20 protein-coding genes are annotated in these 19,468 nt (G+C 42.6%); all 20 read left to right on the top strand.

Annotated elements, in window-relative coordinates; genetic code table 11:
- The first annotated feature begins 20 nt into the window (after window positions 1–20).
- The 20 genes from AC3WTB_RS01710 (at window position 21) to trmD (ending at window position 19,350) form a co-directional block, all read left to right on the top strand.
- Entirely contained in the window at window positions 21–383 is a 363-nt protein-coding gene (locus AC3WTB_RS01710; RefSeq protein WP_008344871.1) for an Asp23/Gls24 family envelope stress response protein, read from the top strand.
- 15 nt (window positions 384–398) lie between these two features.
- Window positions 399–2,072, top strand: a complete 1,674-nt coding sequence (locus tag AC3WTB_RS01705; protein ID WP_327841986.1) for a DAK2 domain-containing protein — start codon at window positions 399–401, stop codon at window positions 2,070–2,072.
- Between the two features lie 148 nt (window positions 2,073–2,220).
- On the top strand, window positions 2,221–2,883 hold the full coding sequence (gene sdaAB, locus AC3WTB_RS01700; protein WP_024424201.1) for an L-serine ammonia-lyase, iron-sulfur-dependent subunit beta: 663 nt from the start codon (window positions 2,221–2,223) through the stop codon (window positions 2,881–2,883).
- Window positions 2,884–2,903: 20 nt separating this feature from the next.
- Window positions 2,904–3,806, top strand: a complete 903-nt coding sequence (sdaAA, locus tag AC3WTB_RS01695) for an L-serine ammonia-lyase, iron-sulfur-dependent, subunit alpha (RefSeq protein ID WP_024424200.1) — start codon at window positions 2,904–2,906, stop codon at window positions 3,804–3,806.
- Window positions 3,784–5,832: an ATP-dependent DNA helicase RecG gene (gene recG / locus AC3WTB_RS01690; RefSeq protein WP_039178477.1), complete on the top strand. Its 2,049-nt coding sequence runs from the start codon at window positions 3,784–3,786 to the stop codon at window positions 5,830–5,832. Before sdaAA ends, recG begins: the two co-directional genes overlap by 23 nt.
- 112 nt (window positions 5,833–5,944) lie before the next feature.
- The gene (gene fapR / locus AC3WTB_RS01685) at window positions 5,945–6,511 is read left to right on the top strand and encodes a transcription factor FapR (protein ID WP_024424199.1); all 567 of its coding nucleotides are present in this window, start codon (window positions 5,945–5,947) and stop codon (window positions 6,509–6,511) included.
- 15 nt (window positions 6,512–6,526) lie between these two features.
- Window positions 6,527–7,525 (top strand): phosphate acyltransferase PlsX, encoded by a 999-nt coding sequence (plsX, locus tag AC3WTB_RS01680; protein WP_024426965.1) that lies wholly within the window; start codon window positions 6,527–6,529, stop codon window positions 7,523–7,525.
- Between the two features lie 15 nt (window positions 7,526–7,540).
- On the top strand, window positions 7,541–8,485 hold the full coding sequence (gene fabD, locus AC3WTB_RS01675) for an ACP S-malonyltransferase (protein WP_492333234.1): 945 nt from the start codon (window positions 7,541–7,543) through the stop codon (window positions 8,483–8,485).
- The gene (gene fabG, locus AC3WTB_RS01670; RefSeq protein ID WP_039178486.1) at window positions 8,485–9,228 is read left to right on the top strand and encodes a 3-oxoacyl-[acyl-carrier-protein] reductase; all 744 of its coding nucleotides are present in this window, start codon (window positions 8,485–8,487) and stop codon (window positions 9,226–9,228) included. Before fabD ends, fabG begins: the two co-directional genes overlap by 1 nt.
- 81 nt (window positions 9,229–9,309) lie before the next feature.
- Window positions 9,310–9,543: an acyl carrier protein gene (gene acpP, locus AC3WTB_RS01665; RefSeq protein WP_008344853.1), complete on the top strand. Its 234-nt coding sequence runs from the start codon at window positions 9,310–9,312 to the stop codon at window positions 9,541–9,543.
- A gap of 181 nt (window positions 9,544–9,724) precedes the next feature.
- Entirely contained in the window at window positions 9,725–10,468 is a 744-nt protein-coding gene (rnc, locus tag AC3WTB_RS01660) for a ribonuclease III (protein WP_008344850.1), read from the top strand.
- Between the two features lie 106 nt (window positions 10,469–10,574).
- Window positions 10,575–14,135, top strand: coding sequence for a chromosome segregation protein SMC (smc, locus tag AC3WTB_RS01655; protein ID WP_492333233.1), 3,561 nt, complete (start codon window positions 10,575–10,577; stop codon window positions 14,133–14,135).
- 21 nt (window positions 14,136–14,156) lie between these two features.
- Entirely contained in the window at window positions 14,157–15,143 is a 987-nt protein-coding gene (gene ftsY, locus AC3WTB_RS01650; RefSeq protein WP_024424194.1) for a signal recognition particle-docking protein FtsY, read from the top strand.
- A 143-nt stretch (window positions 15,144–15,286) separates the two neighbouring features.
- The gene (locus tag AC3WTB_RS01645) at window positions 15,287–15,619 is read left to right on the top strand and encodes a putative DNA-binding protein (protein WP_012009935.1); all 333 of its coding nucleotides are present in this window, start codon (window positions 15,287–15,289) and stop codon (window positions 15,617–15,619) included.
- 13 nt (window positions 15,620–15,632) lie between these two features.
- Window positions 15,633–16,973, top strand: coding sequence for a signal recognition particle protein (ffh, locus tag AC3WTB_RS01640; RefSeq protein ID WP_024426967.1), 1,341 nt, complete (start codon window positions 15,633–15,635; stop codon window positions 16,971–16,973).
- Between the two features lie 105 nt (window positions 16,974–17,078).
- Complete coding sequence (gene rpsP, locus AC3WTB_RS01635) at window positions 17,079–17,351, top strand: 30S ribosomal protein S16 (protein ID WP_008344841.1); 273 nt, start codon at window positions 17,079–17,081, stop codon at window positions 17,349–17,351.
- On the top strand, window positions 17,351–17,596 hold the full coding sequence (locus tag AC3WTB_RS01630; protein ID WP_024424192.1) for a KH domain-containing protein: 246 nt from the start codon (window positions 17,351–17,353) through the stop codon (window positions 17,594–17,596). The genes rpsP and AC3WTB_RS01630 overlap by 1 nt, the downstream gene beginning before the upstream one ends.
- Window positions 17,597–17,699: 103 nt before the next feature.
- Entirely contained in the window at window positions 17,700–18,086 is a 387-nt protein-coding gene (locus tag AC3WTB_RS01625; protein ID WP_024424191.1) for a YlqD family protein, read from the top strand.
- A gap of 8 nt (window positions 18,087–18,094) precedes the next feature.
- Window positions 18,095–18,619 (top strand): ribosome maturation factor RimM, encoded by a 525-nt coding sequence (gene rimM, locus AC3WTB_RS01620; RefSeq protein ID WP_058837711.1) that lies wholly within the window; start codon window positions 18,095–18,097, stop codon window positions 18,617–18,619.
- Window positions 18,616–19,350, top strand: coding sequence for a tRNA (guanosine(37)-N1)-methyltransferase TrmD (trmD, locus tag AC3WTB_RS01615; protein WP_058837710.1), 735 nt, complete (start codon window positions 18,616–18,618; stop codon window positions 19,348–19,350). Before rimM ends, trmD begins: the two co-directional genes overlap by 4 nt.
- Window positions 19,351–19,468: the final 118 nt, after the last annotated feature.

The raw sequence follows: 19,468 nt of genomic DNA, 5'->3' as shown, positions 1-19,468 counted from the left end.
CTCAAAAAGGGGGAACCAATGTGTCCATTGAACTTAGAACGAAATACGGACAAATTGATATATCAAATGAAGTCATTGCAATGGTGGCAGGAGGCGCTGCGATCGATTGCTATGGTATTGTTGGCATGGCGTCCAAAAATCAAATCAAGGACGGTTTGACGGATATTCTCCGCAAAGAGAACTTCAGCCGGGGTGTTCTTGTGCGTCAAAAAGAAGACCGCATTCATATTGATATGTACATCATCGTCAGCTACGGTACAAAAATATCAGAAGTCGCACATAATGTTCAAACGAAAGTCAAATACACGATTCATCACACAATTGGACTTTCTGTTGACTCGGTCAACATTTATGTACAAGGAGTAAAAGTTACGAACCCGTAGTAAGGAGGAAATATATTGTCTATTAGAAATCTTGATGGCCGCTCATTTGCAAAAATGATTCTTGCAGGTGCTCACCATCTTTCTCAAAACGCACAAATTGTGGATGCGTTAAATGTTTTTCCAGTGCCAGACGGAGACACGGGGACAAATATGAATTTGTCGATGACTTCAGGGGCAAAAGCAGTTGAAGAAACAAATACCGATCATATTGGGAAGGTCGGCGTGGCTCTCTCGAAAGGGTTATTGATGGGCGCAAGAGGAAACTCAGGCGTGATCCTGTCACAGCTCTTTAGAGGTTTCAGTAAACATATTGAACAAAAAGAAACGATTGATGCAAAAGAATTTGCTCTTGCCTTACAGGCGGGTGTTGATACAGCATATAAAGCCGTGATGAAACCGATTGAAGGAACCATCTTAACGGTTGCAAAGGATGCAGCAAAGAAAGCGGTTGCTGTTTCAGCGGCAGAAGATCAAATTGACCGCGTTCTAGAGTTGACGATTGAGGAAGCAAGAGCATCACTTGATCGAACGCCAGATCTGCTTCCTGTCTTAAAAGAAGTGGGTGTTGTCGATAGTGGAGGTAAAGGACTTCTATGCGTATATGAAGGTTTCCTTGCTTCATTAAGAGGAGAAGAGCTTCCTCCTAAAGCGGCTTCTTTACCGACGCTAAAAGAACTTGTCAGTGCAGAGCATCATAAAAGTGCGCAAAGCCATATGAACACAGAAGATATCGAATTTGGCTACTGTACTGAATTTATGGTGAAATTTGAAGAAGACAAACAGTCCTTTGATGAGAATGCCTTCAGAGAAGATTTAAGTGAATTCGGAGATTCACTTCTTGTGGTGTCTGACGATACACTTGCGAAAGTTCATATTCATGCAGAGCAGCCGGGAGATGTTTTATCATATGCACAGCGTTACGGCAGCTTGATTAATATGAAAATTGAAAACATGAGAGAGCAGCATAGCTCAATTGTGAACGAAGAAAGAGAACATGCACCTGCTGCACCAAAAGCACCTGCTGCTGAAAAACAGCGCTTTGGCGTCGTCAGTGTCGCAATGGGAGAAGGAATTGCTGACTTGTTCAAAAGCATCGGAGCTTCTGTCGTCATTGAAGGCGGGCAGACGATGAATCCGAGCACAGAAGACATTGTCACAGCAATAGAGAGCGTACATGCCGAAACCGTCTTTATCTTACCTAATAATTCTAATATTGTCATGGCAGCTAAACAGGCGGCAACTGTCTCAAACCGTGAGGTCGTTGTCATTCCGACGAAGACCGTTCCTCAAGGAATGTCGGCACTTCTTTCTCTCAATGAAGCAGCTTCAAACGAAGATAACGAAAGAGCGATGCTAGAAGCGATTGACCATGTGAAAAGCGGGCAAATTACCTTTGCAGTGAGAGATACTCAAATTGATGGAATCGACATTGCGAAAGGTGACTATATGGGTCTGTTCAACGGGAAAATCACCTTAACATCGAAAAATCAATTAGATGCTGCAAAAGAACTTCTCGCCAAAATGGTGACAGAAGATGATGAGATTGTCACCATCATTAAAGGGGAAGATGCATCATCCGATGAGATGGATGCGTTACAAGCCTTTATTGAAGAAACATTTGAAGATGTAGAAGTTGAAGTCCACGATGGAAAACAGCCGCTTTATTCATATATTTTGGCGGTTGAATAACGAAAGAAGGGCAAATAAAGCCCTTCTTCTTCTTTTGCAATTTTTTACTAGCCATTCCACGGTGAAATGAGTTGCGGGAAACGAATGAATCCATTAGTCTAAAGAAAGAACCAAACCATACGTGAGTGGTGATGAGAGGGGAAGACCTATGAAATTTAGAAGTGTGTTTGATATTATTGGACCTGTCATGATTGGGCCATCAAGTTCGCACACAGCGGGTGCGGCTCGTATCGGGAGAGTAGCTCGCAGCTTATTTGGAAGAGAGCCGAAACGAATTGTCGTTTCATTTTATGGTTCCTTTAAAGATACGTATAAAGGGCATGGTACAGATGTCGCCATTATCGGCGGTGTTCTTGACTTTGATACATTTGATGAACGAATCAAAACAGCGATCGATATTGCTAAAAGCAAAGAGATCGATATTGAATTTAAAGAAGAAGAGGCAGTGCCGGCGCATCCAAATACAGCAAAAGTAGAGATTTCAGATGCGAACGGAAGCCTTGAATTAATTGGGATTTCCATCGGCGGAGGTAAAATTGAAATCACAGAATTAAATGGCTTTGAGCTCAGGCTTTCAGGGAATCATCCTGCCATTCTTGTGGTTCATAACGATCGCTACGGGACGATTGCGGCAGTTGCCAATGTCTTAGCGAAATTCGCCATTAACATCGGTCATATGGAAGTGGCGCGTAAAGATGTCGGGCAAGAGGCACTGATGACAATTGAAGTGGATCAAAATATTGACCCAGCTGTCCTATCAGAGCTTGAAACGCTGCCAAACATTATTCAAGTCACACAAATTGCAGAGTAACAACAAGGAGGTTATGAATGATGTTTAAAAACGTCAAAGAACTCGTGCAGCTAACAGAAGAACGGAATACCTCCATTTCAGAAATTATGATTGTGCAAGAAATGGAAGTGACAGGGAAGTCACGTGAAGAAATTTTCTCCCAGATGTACCGCAACCTAGAAGTGATGGAGCAGGCTGTGGAAAACGGGCTGAAGGGTGTGAAATCATTATCAGGGTTAACAGGCGGAGATGCAGTCAAACTTCAAGCCTATATCGCATCAGGCAAAACGCTGTCTGGTCATACGATATTAGATGCTGTTAGTAAGGCTGTTGCAACAAATGAAGTCAATGCCGCAATGGGAACCATTTGTGCAACGCCTACAGCAGGCTCAGCAGGTGTTGTACCAGGTACGTTATTTGCAGTGAAAGAAACATTAAAGCCAACAAAGGAACAAATGGTCAGATTCCTGTTTACTTCTGGCGCATTTGGTTTTGTTGTGGCGAATAACGCCAGCATTTCTGGTGCAGCAGGCGGCTGTCAGGCAGAGGTAGGTTCTGCATCAGGTATGGCAGCAGCAGCTATTGTCGAAATGGCAGGCGGTACACCGCAGCAATCTGCAGAAGCGATGGCGATTACACTCAAAAATATGCTTGGACTTGTTTGCGATCCAGTAGCAGGACTTGTCGAAGTGCCGTGCGTGAAACGAAATGCAATGGGTGCATCTAACGCTATGATCGCAGCAGACATGGCACTTGCCGGCATCACTAGCCGCATTCCTTGTGATGAAGTCATTGATGCGATGTACAAAATCGGTCAAACGATGCCAACAGCTCTACGTGAAACAGCACAAGGCGGACTCGCTGCGACACCGACAGCAAGAGAGCTTGAAAAGAAGATTTTCGGAGGTGTGACCTCATCTCGTGATACAGAAACTGCAAGATAATGTCTCTGTCCTGAAGGGGATTGGAGAGGAAACCGAAAAAACACTCAATGAACTTGGAATCTACACAGTAGCCGATTTACTCGGCTACTTTCCTTATCGATATGACGACTATGAGCTTCGTAACTTAGAAGAAGTAAGGCATGACGAACGAGTCACAGTTGAAGGGAAAGTACATAGTGAGCCCGTTCTCACCTATTATGGAAAAAAACGAAGCAGGCTGACATTCAGGCTGCTTGTCGGGCGTTTTCTCATTACAGCGATTTGTTTCAATCGGCCATATTTAAAACGAAGCCTTGTGTTAGGTGATACAGTTTCCGTCACAGGCAAATGGGATAAAAACCGCCAATCTATCATGGTACAGGAATTTAAAAAAGGAACGCACGAGCAAGATGGCAGTATAGAACCCGTTTATTCAGTAAAAGAAAATGTGACCGTGAAAATGATGAGACGCTTTGTGAAACAAGCTTTGTCACTTTATGCAGACAAAGCTGAAGATCCATTGCCAAAGCAGCTTGTCTCTGCTTATAAGCTCATGTCCTATCAGGAAGCGTTAAAAACCATTCATCTCCCAGAGACAAGAGACTCGCTCAAGCAAGCAAGACGACGTTTTGTGTACGAGGAATTTCTCATCTTTCAGCTGAAGATGCAGGCGATTAGAAAGAAAGAACGAGAGAGAACATCAGGCATCCAGCATCCGTTTTCCAAAGAAGCTGTTTTTGAGTTTGTTCACAGTCTGCCATTTCCACTGACAAAGGCACAATCAAGAGTGCTTGATGAAATCATGTCAGACATGGCGTCTCCATATCGAATGAACCGGCTGCTCCAAGGAGATGTAGGTTCAGGGAAAACAGCTGTTGCAGCCATTGCGCTTTATGCCGCTCATTTATCAGGTTTTCAAGGTGCATTAATGGTCCCAACAGAAATTTTGGCAGAACAGCATGCGGATTCGCTTTACCAGCTGTTTGAAAAATGGGGACTGAATATCGCCCTTTTGACAAGCTCTGTGAAAGGAAAGCGCCGCAGAGAATTGCTGGAACGTCTAAAAGAAGGTGAGATTGACATTTTAGTCGGCACGCACGCACTCATTCAAGACGAAGTCGAATTTCAGCAGCTCGGTCTAGTCATCACAGATGAGCAGCACCGGTTTGGCGTAGAGCAGCGGAAAAAACTGCGAAGTAAAGGGCAGGATCCGGATGTCTTGTTTATGACTGCTACACCTATTCCGCGAACACTTGCGATCACTGTCTTTGGAGAAATGGACGTATCCGTCATTGATGAATTGCCAGCTGGCAGAAAACAAATCGAAACGTATTGGGTGAAGCATGACATGCTTGAGAGAATTCTTGCTTTTGTGGATAAAGAGCTGAGAAAAGGCAGACAGGCATATATTATTTGTCCGCTCATTGAAGAATCAGACAAGCTGGATGTCCAAAATGCGCTTGATGTCCATAGCATGCTGACTGAAGCATACCGCGGTAAGTGGTCGATTGGCTTAATGCATGGGAAGCTGGCAAGTGATGAAAAAGATCAGGTCATGAGAGCCTTTACCGCAAATGAAGTGCAAATTCTCGTTTCGACCACAGTCGTTGAAGTCGGGGTCAACGTGCCGAATGCAACCATCATGGTTATTTATGATGCAGACCGCTTCGGATTGTCTCAGCTTCATCAGCTAAGAGGGCGGGTCGGCCGAGGAGAGCATCAATCATTTTGTATTTTAATGGCTGATCCAAAGTCAGAAACGGGAAAAGAGCGGATGCGGATCATGTCCGAAACAACCGATGGCTTTGAGCTGTCTGAAAAGGACTTAGAACTAAGAGGACCCGGCGACTTCTTCGGTAAAAAACAAAGCGGGATGCCCGAATTTAAGGTAGCAGATATGGTTCACGACTATAGAGCGCTGGAAACGGCTAGAAAAGATGCGGCAGACCTTGTCCAATCGGACGCCTTTTGGACGGATCCCGAATACAAAGAACTCCGGCAAACGCTGATAGACAGCGGTGTGCTGGGCGGAGATAAATTAAGCTGATCAAACGCTGGAGGAATTTTCTTGTCTTTTTGAAACAAGGATTGATTTATCATCTATGAGATTATATACTACTATTAGTACCTAGTCATAAATGTACGGATGGTGTCTGCATATGAAACTAAATAAAAAAGAACGTCAAAAGCTCCTCCAGCAAACGATCAGCTCGACTCCATTCATTACTGATGAAGAATTGGCAAGTAAATTCGGTGTCAGCATACAAACGGTTCGTCTTGATCGTTTAGAGCTGTCGATCCCTGAATTACGCGAAAGAATTAAGCATGTGGCCGAAAAGACATTAGAGGATGAAGTAAAATCACTTCCACTGGATGAAGTGATTGGAGAAATGATTGATGTAGAACTTGATGACCAAGCCATTTCCATTTTAGAAGTGAGAAAAGAGCATGTATTCAGCCGAAACCAAATTGCCAGGGGACATCATCTCTTCGCCCAGGCAAATTCGCTGGCAGTTGCCGTCATCGACGATGAACTGGCTTTGACAGCAAAAGCAAATATCAGGTTTACAAGGCAGGTGAAACAAGGCGAAAGAGTCGTCTCTAAAGCCAAAGTAGCCTCACATGATAAAGAAAAAGGAAGAACCGTAGTTGAAGTAAACAGCTATGTTGGTGAGGAAGTTGTCTTCTCAGGTGACTTCGTCATGTATCGCTCAAAACAAAAGTAAAAGGTGGCACGTAATATGAGAATTGCAGTCGATGCAATGGGGGGAGATCATGCCCCTAAAGCCATTATTGACGGTGTGCAAAAAAGCTTAACAGCATTTTCAGATATCGAGATTACACTTGTCGGCGATGAAAACAAAATCAAACCATACATAACAAACAACGATCGCATCACGATTTTAGATGCAAAAGAAGTCATTGAACCGACGGATGAACCAGTGCGTGCAGTCAGACGTAAAAAGGATTCATCTATGGTGAAAATGGCGCAGGAAGTTTCCGAGGGACGAGCAGATGCCTGCATCTCAGCAGGAAATACCGGCGCCCTCATGACAGCTGGGCTGTTTATCGTAGGCAGAATTGACGGTATTGACAGACCGGCCCTTGCCCCCACTTTGCCAACACTGGATGGCAGCGGCTTCTTATTACTAGATGTTGGTGCCAACGTTGATGCAAAACCAGAACATCTCGTGCAATATGCCATGATGGGATCCATCTACGCAGAGCGTGTCTTCCCAAAGAGCAATCCGCGTGTTGGACTGTTAAATGTAGGAACAGAAGATAAAAAAGGCAACGATTTAACGAAAAAAACCTTTGAATTATTAAAAGCATCAGACTTGAATTTCGTAGGAAATGTAGAGTCCCGTGACTTATTAGAAGGTGTTGCTGACGTTGTTGTCACAGATGGTTTCACAGGAAATATTGCGCTTAAAACAATTGAAGGCACAGCCCTTTCTGTCTTTAAAATGCTGAAAGAAACATTAACATCCAGTTTCACAGCAAAAATAGCAGCAGGCATGATGAAGCCGAAATTGATGCAGATGAAATCTAAAATGGATTACTCCGAATATGGCGGTGCCGCTTTATTTGGTTTAAAGGCACCTGTTATTAAAGCGCACGGCTCCTCTGATGAAAATGCCATTTTCCATGCAATTCGTCAGGCGCGTGATATCGTAGAAAAAGACGTTTCAGCTATCATTCATCAAGAAGTCCAAAAAGAAACGACGAAAGAGTCTTAATGGAGGTAAAGCAGCATGACTAAAATTGCATTTTTATTCCCTGGCCAAGGCTCTCAAAAAATTGGCATGGGAAAAGATTTATTTGACCAAGAAACAGTATCTAAAGCTGTATTTGAAGAAGCAGACAATACCCTCGGGTTTGATTTATCTTCTATGATTTTTGAAGGGGATGCAGAAGAACTGACGCTCACTTATAACGCGCAGCCAGCTCTTTTAACGACAAGTATCGCCATCTTAAAGAAATTTGAAGAGAGCGGAATCAAAGCCGATTATGCAGCAGGACACAGTCTTGGCGAATACACTGCCCTCGTTGCAGCAGGCGCACTTTCGTTTAAAGATGCTGTTTATGCAGTCAGAAAGCGCGGAGAATTAATGAATGAAGCTGTTCCAGCAGGAGAAGGCGCCATGGCAGCGATTCTCGGCTTAGACAAAGCGGCACTTGTCGAAGTGACAAAAGAAGTGACAGAGAGCGGTCACCTTGTAGAGCTCGCTAACTTAAACTGTCCTGGTCAAATCGTCATCTCTGGTACAGCAAAAGGGGTAGAACTTGCTTCAGAGAAAGCGAAAGAAAAAGGCGCTAAACGTGCAATTGCTCTTGAAGTGAGCGGACCTTTCCATTCTGCATTAATGAAACCAGCTGCTGAAAAATTTACAGATGTTTTGTCAAAGCTGGATATTGCGGATGCCGAAACTCCGGTCATCTCAAATGTAACAGCAGACATCGTGACATCTCGTGATGACATTGAGACAAAGCTCATTGAACAACTGTATTCTCCAGTTCGTTTTGAAGAAAGTGTGGAACGCCTCATTGATCTAGGCGTCACAACATTTATTGAAATTGGTCCTGGCAAAGTGCTTTCAGGTCTTGTGAAAAAAGTGAATCGCCGCCTGACGACGATTTCCGTTTCAGATCAAGAAACAATTGAAGCAGCCATTCAAACACTCAAGGGGGATTCTTGATGCTTACAAATAAAACAGCCGTTGTAACAGGAGCATCACGCGGGATTGGCCGTTCCATCGCGATCGATCTAGCGAAAAGTGGTGCAAATGTTGTCGTGAACTATTCTGGAAACGAAGCAAAAGCAAATGAAGTCGTAGATGAAATCAAAGCACTCGGCCAGCAGGCATTTGCTGTGAAAGCTGATGTCTCAAATGCTGAAGAAGTACAAGCTATGATGAAACAAGCGATTGATACCTTTGGTTCAATTGACATTCTTGTGAATAATGCAGGCATCACAAAGGACAACCTGCTCATGAGAATGAAAGAGAATGAATGGGATGATGTTATTAACATAAACTTAAAAGGTGTCTTTAACTGTACAAAAGCCGTGACACGTCAAATGATGAAGCAAAGAAGCGGAAGAATCATCAATTTGGCTTCAGTCGTTGGTGTGTGTGGAAACCCTGGACAAGCAAACTATGTTGCAGCAAAAGCTGGCGTCATCGGATTAACGAAAACAACAGCTAAAGAGCTGGCAACCCGCCATATTACAGTGAATGCAGTAGCACCAGGTTTTATTTCAACAGATATGACTGACAAGCTTGATGACAATGTACAGACGGAAATGCTCAAACAAATCCCGCTCGCACGCTTTGGTGCACCTGAAGATATTAGCAACGTTGTTGTCTTTTTAGCTTCAGAAGGAGCAGGTTATATTACAGGCCAAACCATCCAAGTAGATGGCGGAATGGTCATGTCCTAAGAAATATCAAAATTTCATTAGGTTTTCTCTAGTTTTTTAAAAACGAATCAACTATAATACTTTGAGGGGAGGTGAAAGGCAATGGCAGACGTATTAGAGCGTGTATCAAAAATTATTGTAGACCGCCTTGGCGTTGATGAGGCTGACGTGAAAATGGAAGCTTCATTTAAAGAAGATTTAGGCGCTGATTCCCTTGATGTAGTTGAGCTAGTTATGGAACTTGAAGATGAGTTCGATATGGAAATTTCTGACGAAGATGCTGAAAAAATTGCAACAGTCGGTGACGCTGTGAACTACATAAATAACCAGCAATAAGCGTAACAAAGTCCCGTCTACTTTCGACGGGACTTTGAAAATTTATGTTAGTTTCAACACATTCAGCTGATCAATTGTCAGCCTTTTTCAGATGCTGGGAGCAATGTTTCCCTGCATGTAGAAAGAGAGACTCCATATAATCAGTATCCTTAAAGGCGATTACGCCTACCTGGAGGTTGCTATGCCAAAACAATATAAAGACAAACAGAAACAGAGCAAAAAACTAGAGCAATTTAGAGAATTCCAGCAGCGCATTTCTGTACACTTTAAAAATGAAAAGCTTCTATATCAAGCTTTTACCCATTCCTCTTATGTGAATGAACACCGGAAAAAGCCATACGAGGACAATGAAAGACTTGAATTTTTAGGAGATGCTGTTTTAGAATTGACCATCTCTCAATTCTTATTTGCAAAATATCCAGCGATGAGCGAGGGAGATTTAACGAAACTAAGAGCGGCGATCGTATGTGAACCGTCACTTGTATCACTAGCACATGAGCTGTCCTTCGGTGATCTTGTTCTTTTAGGAAAAGGCGAAGAAATGACAGGCGGCAGAAAACGCCCAGCACTCTTAGCGGACGTATTCGAGGCGTTTATCGGTGCACTTTATTTAGATCAGGGACTGGAGCCAGTTGAACGGTTCCTAGAAGCGTACGTTTATCCGAAAATTAATGATGGAGCGTTCTCGCATGTCATGGACTTTAAAAGCCAGCTGCAAGAATTTGTGCAGCGCGATGGAAAAGGTGTGCTTGAATACCGTATCCTGCATGAAAAAGGCCCTGCACATAACCGGGAATTTGAAGCAAATGTATCCCTTCGAGGTGAAGTGCTCGGAATCGGAAATGGACGCTCTAAAAAAGAAGCAGAACAGCACGCTGCACAGGAAGCACTTGCTAAATTGCAGAAACATCATATGAACCAATAAAATCCCCCTCGTTATTTCAGGGGGATTTCACTCTGTTTTCCATCATCTTTTTACACTTCATATGGTAAGATGATAGTACTTTAAATACATAAGGAGGATCACTCTCATGTTCCTCAAACGTTTAGACGTGATAGGATTCAAATCATTTGCACAGCGAGTGACCGTGGACTTTGTCAAAGGGGTCACAGCTGTTGTTGGACCAAACGGAAGCGGCAAAAGCAATATTACCGACGCCATCCGCTGGGTACTTGGAGAACAATCAGCGAAAAGTCTCCGCGGAGGAAAAATGGAAGATATCATTTTTGCAGGAAGTGACTCAAGGAAAAGAGTCAATCTAGCAGAGGTGACTTTAACATTAGATAACGAAGACCACTTTTTACCGATCGATTTTCACGAAGTCAGTGTGACAAGAAGGGTTTATCGTTCAGGAGAAAGTGAATTTCTCATCAACAATCAATCTGTCCGCTTAAAGGATATTATTGATCTTTTCATGGATTCAGGTCTTGGAAAAGAAGCTTTTTCAATCATCAGTCAAGGAAAGGTAGAAGAAATTCTATCAAGCAAGGCAGAAGAGAGAAGAAGTATTTTTGAAGAAGCGGCTGGTGTTTTGAAATATAAAACAAGAAAGAAAAAAGCCGAGAATAAACTGTTTGAAACGCAGGACAACTTAAACCGAGTGGAAGATATTCTGCATGAACTAGAAGATCAAGTAGAACCATTAAGAATGCAAGCCTCTATTGCAAAAGACTATTTGCAAAAAAAAGAAGAGCTTGAAAATGTCGAAATCGCCCTCACTGTCCATGACATCGAAGCACTTCATGAAAAATGGACAACACTTGGTGAAGCAGTCGAGCGCTTCAAACAAGATGAAATGAAGCAGTCTACAGATATCCAAGCAAAAGAAGCCAAAATTGAAGAGTCGAGAGACCGCATTCAAGCGCTTGATGAATCAATTAATGACCTGCAAGAAGTTCTTCTTTTCACAAGTGAAGAATTAGAAAAGCTTGAAGGAAAAAAAGAAGTGCTAAAAGAACGAAAAAAAAATGCTGCCGCAAACCAAGGACAGCTAGAAGAAACGCTCGTTCGCTTAACTGAAAAGCAGGCACTGTTAACCGAAAAGATTGAACAGCAGAAAATCACGCGGGACAGCCTGCAAAAAGAAGTGCAGCAGCTAAAAGATGAAGTGAACACAAAGCAGCATCAACTGTCGCTTCATAGTGAAGATGTGGAAGGTCAAATTGAACAGCTGAAAAGCGATTATTTTGATCTGCTCAATGAACAGGCTTCCATCCGTAATGAACGTAAATTATTAGAAGAACAGCAGCGACAAGCGGCGATGCAGCTAGAGCGGCTGACGCAAAATAACCAAAAACATATCGAAGAACGAGTGTCTGTCAAAGAAAAGAAAACAGAGGCTGAGCAGCAGCTTTCAGCACTGGAAGAAGACATTCTGGCACAAGTCAAACGTTTTAGAGAAGCAGAACAAAAGCTTGAGCAAATGAAACGTCAATACGAGAAAAAAGAAATGGCTCTTTATCAAGCCTATCAATACGTACAGCAGGCAAAATCCAAAAAAGAGATGCTTGAATCCATGCAGGAAGACTTCTCAGGCTTTTTCCAAGGAGTGAAAGAGGTCTTAAAGGCAAAAGAACGGTTAGGCGGTATTCACGGTGCTATTGCAGAGCTGATTCAAACGGATCAGCAGCATGAGACAGCGATTGAAATTGCGCTAGGTGCAGCCACGCAGCACGTCGTCACAGAAAATGAAGCTGCTGCGAGACAAGCGATTGGATACTTAAAGCAGCATTCCTTTGGACGTGCAACCTTCCTGCCAATGAACGTCATCAAAGAAAGAACCATTCAGCTCAGAGATGTCCAAACAGCAGAGCAGCACGCTGCATTTATCGGTGTAGCGAGTCACCTCGTTTCCTTTGACGAAAAGTATCAAAAGGTGATTCAGAATTTACTTGGAACTGTGCTGATCGTTAGAGACTTAAAAGGCGCCAATGAATTGGCAAAAATGCTTGGACATCGTTACCGTATCGTGACCCTTGATGGAGATGTCGTAAACCCCGGCGGTTCAATGACTGGTGGCGGCGTAAAGAAAAAGAACAACTCTCTTCTTTCAAGAAACCGGGAGATCGAAACGTTAACAAAGCAGCTCGTTGAAATGGAAGAGAAAACAACGATCCTTGAAAAAGAAACAAAAGAAACGAAGCAATTGATCGGAGCAAACGAAAGCCAATTAAACGAACTGCGCCAGCGCGGCGAAACGCTTCGTGAAAAGCAGCAAGAACTGAAAGGGAAGCTATACGAACTGCAAGTTGCAGAAAAAAATATCAATGCTCATCTTGAACTCTATGATCAAGAAAAAGAAGAATTGCAGCAGCGTTCTACTGAACTTGCGGATAAGGACAAAAAGCAGGTCGCTCTTGAAGCCTCTATAGGTGAAAAATTGACGACTCTTGATCAAGAGATCAATACATTAACAAAGCGTAAGCAGACGCAAAGCTCAACGAAAGAAACCATTTCTGCCGAATTAACAGAGCTGAAAATCTCGCTTGCCAAAAAAGATCAGTCCTTAGCCAATGAACAAGAAAAGCTTTCGAGTTTAATGGCTGAATTAGAAGAGGCTGAACAGACGCTGATGGAAACAAAAGAAGATCTGTCACTCTTAACAAGTGAAATGTCATCTAGTTCAAGCGGAGCCGAACAACTGGAAGAAGCGGCGAAAGAGAAGCTGGAAAACAAAAACAAAACAACCGCACTCATTTCAGAGCGGCGTAAGCAGCGTCTTGCTCTTTCTGAAACATTAGAATTCGCTGAACGTGAACTTAAAGAACAAAAGCGTTTATACAAGCAGCTCACTACAAGCTTAAAAGATGAAGAGATTAAGCTAGGCCGTATGGAAGTCGAGCTCGATAACCTGATTGCTTATTTGAACGATGAATATGCTCTTTCGTTTGAAGGAGCAAAAGAGATGTATCAGTTGACGTTATCGCCAGATGAAGCGAGAAAACGAGTGAAGCTGATCAAACTAGCGATTGAAGAGCTTGGAACAGTAAACTTAGGCAGCATTGACGAGTATGAACGTGTCAATGAACGCTATCTCTTCTTAACAGAGCAGCGAAATGATCTGACAGAAGCGAAAAATACATTATTCCAAGTCATCGAAGAAATGGATCAAGAGATGACAAAGCGCTTCTCTGAGACATTCTCTCAAATTCGCGGGCACTTTGAATCTGTATTCCAAGCATTATTTGGCGGCGGAAGAGCTGATCTTAAGCTGACAGATCCAAATGATTTGCTCAACTCTGGCGTTGATATTGTCGCGCAGCCGCCAGGGAAAAAACTGCAAAACTTAAGCCTGCTTTCAGGCGGGGAGAGAGCCTTAACAGCGATCGCTTTACTATTCTCTATTTTAAAAGTGAGACCTGTTCCATTCTGCGTGTTAGATGAGGTAGAAGCGGCGCTTGATGAAGCAAATGTTTTCCGTTTTGCGCAATATTTAAAGAAATACAGCGAGGAAACACAGTTCATTGTCATTACGCACCGCAAGGGAACAATGGAAGAAGCAGATGTGCTCTACGGCGTAACCATGCAGGAATCAGGTGTTTCTAAGCTTGTATCTGTCAAACTAGAAGAAACGAAAGAGCTTGTCCAGTAATTAAAGGAGGTTTTTGAACCAATGAGCTTTTTTAAGAAATTAAAAGAAAAATTTACACAGCAAACCGATTCAGTATCAGAAAAGTTTAAAGATGGACTCGAAAAAACGAGAAACTCCTTCCAAGGAAAAGTAAATGAACTGATTTCTCGCTACCGCAAAGTCGATGAAGACTTTTTTGAAGAGCTGGAAGAGGTTCTAATCGGTGCTGATGTCGGTTTCACAACTGTGATGGAACTGATTGATGAGCTGAAAAAAGAAGTGAAATTAAGAAACATTCAAGACCCAAGTGAAGTACAAGCGGTGATTTCTGAAAAACTGGTTGACATCTACAATAGCGGAGAGGAACAAATTTCTGCGCTGAACATTGAAGACGGGCGTTTGAATATCATTTTGTTTGTAGGCGTCAACGGTGTTGGGAAAACAACGACGATCGGCAAGCTTGCAAACAAGCTGAAAAATGAAGGGAAATCCGTCATTTTAGCAGCAGGTGATACGTTCCGTGCTGGTGCGATCGAGCAGCTTGAAGTTTGGGGAGAGCGTTCAGGTGTTCCTGTCGTCAAACAAACAGCAGGCTCTGATCCAGCAGCGGTGATCTATGATGCCGTTCAATCAGCAAAAGCGAAAAATGCAGATGTCCTCATCTGCGATACAGCAGGAAGACTTCAAAACAAAGTCAATTTGATGAAAGAGCTGGAGAAAGTCAAGAGAGTCATTGAGCGCGAGGTTCCAGATGCACCTCATGAAGTATTGCTCGCCCTTGATGCGACAACAGGTCAAAACGCCATGGCACAAGCCAAGGAATTTTCTAAAGCGACAAATGTGACAGGGATTGCTTTAACAAAGCTTGACGGTACTGCAAAAGGCGGAATTGTTCTTGCGATTCGAAATGAGCTGAACATCCCAGTAAAGCTTGTCGGTTTAGGTGAAAAGGTGGACGATCTGCAAGAGTTTGATGCAGAATCGTATGTGTATGGATTATTCTCAGACGTAATTGATCAACAAGACTAACAAAAAAATGCCGGCAAAACTGCTGGCATTTTTATTTATACGTAGCTTCATGAAGTGACAAGATAAAAACTTGACACACAGCAGAGAACCGTGTAAACTTAGTTGATGTAAAGGGAATGAACTTAACAAAGGGGAGAGAGCCCATGACGCTTGAAAAAACAACGAGAATGAATTACTTGTTTGACTTCTATCAATCGTTGTTGACCGCAAAGCAAAAGAGCTACATGTCGCTTTACTACCTAGACGATTTTTCCCTCGGTGAAATTGCGGATGAATATGAAGTATCAAGGCAGGCTGTTTATGATAATATTAAACGGACTGAAGCGATGCTTGAACAATATGAAGAAAAGCTGCTCTTGTTTAAGAAATTTAAAGAGCGTAAAGAACTTCTCAAAAAAATGAGAGAGCTTGTAGCTGATTCTGCGCAAACGGAAGAAGCAGAAGCTTTAATTGAATCGCTTGAGAAATTAGATTAGGAGGCGGCACAGTATGGCATTTGAAGGATTAGCCGACCGACTGCAGCAGACGATTTCAAAAATCCGCGGCAAAGGAAAAGTGTCAGAGCAAGATGTAAAAGAAATGATGCGCGAGGTACGCCTTGCCCTTCTTGAAGCTGACGTCAATTTTAAAGTAGTCAAAGACTTTGTGAAAAAAGTAAGTGAGCGGGCAGTTGGACAAGAGGTCATGAAAAGCCTTACCCCTGGACAACAGGTCATTAAAGTTGTAAAAGAAGAACTCACTGAATTAATGGGCGGAGAAGAGAGTAAGATCGCTGTAGCGAAAAAATCTCCAACAGTCATTATGATGGTTGGTCTTCAAGGGGCAGGTAAAACAACCACAACTGGGAAGCTTGCCAATTTACTTCGCAAAAAACATAATCGCAAGCCGATGATGGTGGCTGCTGATATTTATAGACCAGCAGCGATCCAGCAGCTTCAAACGCTTGGGAAACAGCTTGATATGCCGGTGTTTTCATTAGGTGATCAAGTCAGCCCTGTCGAAATTGCCAAACAGGCAATTGAAAAAGCGAAAGAAGAACACCATGATTATGTCATTTTAGATACAGCAGGACGTCTTCATATCGATGAAGAATTAATGGATGAACTTCAGAAAGTAAAAGAAGTAGCCAATCCAGAAGAAATTTTCCTAGTTGTTGACTCTATGACAGGTCAAGATGCTGTCAATGTCGCAAAAAGCTTTAATGAACAGCTTGGTTTAACAGGTGTTGTTCTCACAAAACTAGACGGTGATACAAGAGGCGGTGCAGCCCTTTCTATTCGAGCTGTCACCAATACGCCGATTAAATTCGCTGCACTAGGAGAAAAGCTTGATGCAATTGAACCATTCCATCCAGAGCGGATGGCATCAAGAATTCTTGGCATGGGAGATGTGCTCACGCTGATTGAAAAAGCACAGGCAAACGTCGACCAAGATAAAGCGAAAGAGCTTGAGCAAAAAATGCGGACAATGAGCTTCACGCTCGATGATTTCCTCGAGCAGCTTGGCCAAGTTCGAAATATGGGTCCTCTTGATGAACTGATCCAAATGATGCCGGGAGCCGGTAAAATGAAAGGGCTCAAAAACGTCCAAGTGGACGAAAAGCAGCTCAATCACATCGAAGCGATCATTAAATCAATGACGACTCAGGAAAAAGAACAGCCAGAGGTCATCAATGCAAGCCGAAGAAAACGGATTGCAAAAGGAAGCGGAACATCTGTACAGGAAGTCAATCGCCTTTTAAAGCAATTTGATGAAATGAAAAAGATGATGAAGCAAATGACCAACATGTCCAAAGGAAAGAAAAAGGGCTTTAAATTACCATTTATGTAATTGGTTATACATGATAAAACCGTTGTTAAGAAAAAACACTTTACAAACCCTTTTATCATTGTTAATATACTATCTTGTTGAAATATTTTCGGAGGTGCTAGTAAAATGGCAGTAAAAATTCGTTTAAAACGTATGGGAGCAAAAAAATCTCCTTTCTATCGTATTGTTGTAGCAGATTCTCGTTCACCACGTGACGGTCGTTTCATCGAAACAGTTGGAACTTACAACCCAGTGGTATCACCAGCTGAGGTGAAAATCAACGAAGAATTAGCGCTTAAATGGCTTCAAAATGGTGCGAAACCATCTGATACAGTTCGCAACCTTTTCTCAAGCCAAGGAATTCTTGAAAAATTTCATAATGCGAAAAACAGCAAATAATGAATGAGCTGTCCTTGGAAGAATTGATTGTGTCCATCGTCGAGCCACTTGTTGATTTCCCTGAAGATATTCACGTATCTTCATTAGAAAAAGATGAGCAGGTGATTTACACACTGTCTGTCAATGCTGAAGATACCGGAAAAGTGATCGGAAAGCAGGGACGTACAGCAAAAGCGATACGAACAGTCATTTTTGCAGCAAGTGCAGAGTCTTCTAAGAAAGTTCAACTTGAGATTGCTGACTAAAAAGGGAGAGGGCTTAGGACCTCCCCTTTTTTTACACGTTTAAATCTATTTTTCGTTATACTGTAGAGGACAAATGCCTTCGGATAGGGGGACAAAAAGGAAGATGCAGATCATTCAACATGTCACCGTGATGCAAGTATTAACTGAAAGCAGTAAGGACAAACTGTTAACGACTTTTTTGGAGAAAAAAGAAAGACTAGAACGTGAATGCAATCAATTATATTTTCAACTAAAAAAACATGAAAAAGAACCACATCAGCAAGAAGCCATCCCTCAATTTCAAAAAGCGATCGATAAAAGGCAAGAGAAGATCAGGCAGATTGATTTTCAAGTAGAGCAGCTTCATATTTTGCCGCTTGGAAGTGAAATGAAAGAAACAGAAGTGGATGCACTGGTTGAAGTAAAAATAGGTGATAAATGGGATGACAAAATGCAAGATAATGTCATCGTCGTGAAAGACGGCACCATTGTGGAAATACGTCAGGGGTGATTGAGAACATGGAGCTAGAATGGTTGAATGTTGGAAAGATCGTCAATACACACGGAGTGCGCGGAGAAGTACGCGTCGTGTCAAAGACGGATTTCCCAGAAGAGCGTTACAAAAAGGGAAGCGTGCTCTATATTTTTAAACAAGGTCAAAAAGAGCCGCTGAAAGTGACTGTCGCATCACACCGCCAGCACAAACAGTTTGATTTACTCACATTTGAAGAAATCAACTCATTAAATGAAGCAGAGCTTCTGAAAGAGTCAATCTTAAAGGTAGAAAAAGAACATCTTGGGTCATTAGACGAAGGAGAATTTTATTTTCACCAAATCATTGGCTGTGAAGTATACGATGAAGAGGACAAGCTGATCGGCCAAATCAAAGAAATCCTTACGCCAGGGGCAAATGATGTGTGGGTGGTTGGAAGAAAAGGCAAAAAAGATGCCCTCATTCCATATATTCCATCTGTCGTCAAAAACATTGATATCTCATCCAAAACTGTTCGCATTGAAATGATGGAAGGACTCATTGACGAATGAAAATCGACTTTTTAACCCTTTTTCCTGAAATGTTCGAAGGTGTGCTTCACTCATCGATCTTAAAAAAAGCACAGGAGAAAGAAGCTGTTTCATTTCATGTTGTCAATTTTAGAGAGTATTCGGATCATAAGCATAAAACAGTGGATGACTATCCGTATGGCGGCGGTGCTGGTATGGTACTGAAAGCACAGCCCGTATTTGATGCGGTAGAAGATTTAACGAAGAAAGCAAGCACGAAGCCCCGAGTTATTCTTGTCTGTCCTCAAGGGGAAAGATATACACAAAAAAAGGCAGAAGAACTTGCAAAAGAAGAGCATCTTATGTTCATTTGCGGCCACTATGAAGGCTACGATGAGCGCATCAGGGAGCATCTTGTCACAGATGAGATCTCAATCGGAGATTTCGTCCTCACAGGCGGAGAGCTGCCAGCGATGATGATTGCAGACAGTGTGGTCAGGCTTTTGCCTCATGTGCTTGGAAAAGAAGCATCTCACATCGAAGATTCATTCAGTACAGGTCTGCTTGAGCACCCGCACTATACAAGGCCAGCGGATTATAAAGGACTAAAAGTGCCGGATGTGCTCCTCTCTGGAAATCATGCCAAAATAGAAGAGTGGCGGCGCAAAGAATCATTGAAGCGAACTTATACAAGACGGCCAGATTTGATCGATTCTTGCAAAACATTAACGGATGATGAAAAAAGATGGCTTTGGCAGCTTCATAATGACTAGATTGTATTGCACACGGCATAGAGGTATGGTATGATACTACTTGTGACTTGGACGGCTTGCTGATCCAAGTTTGAAAACGATGTTCCGCTGCAATGAAGAAAGAGGACATGAGCATCTG

This window comes from Bacillus sp. EB106-04-04-XG123 (assembly GCF_058791855.1).
Note: the sequence above shows the minus strand (reverse complement) of the source record. Positions and strands in the feature narration are given on the sequence as shown.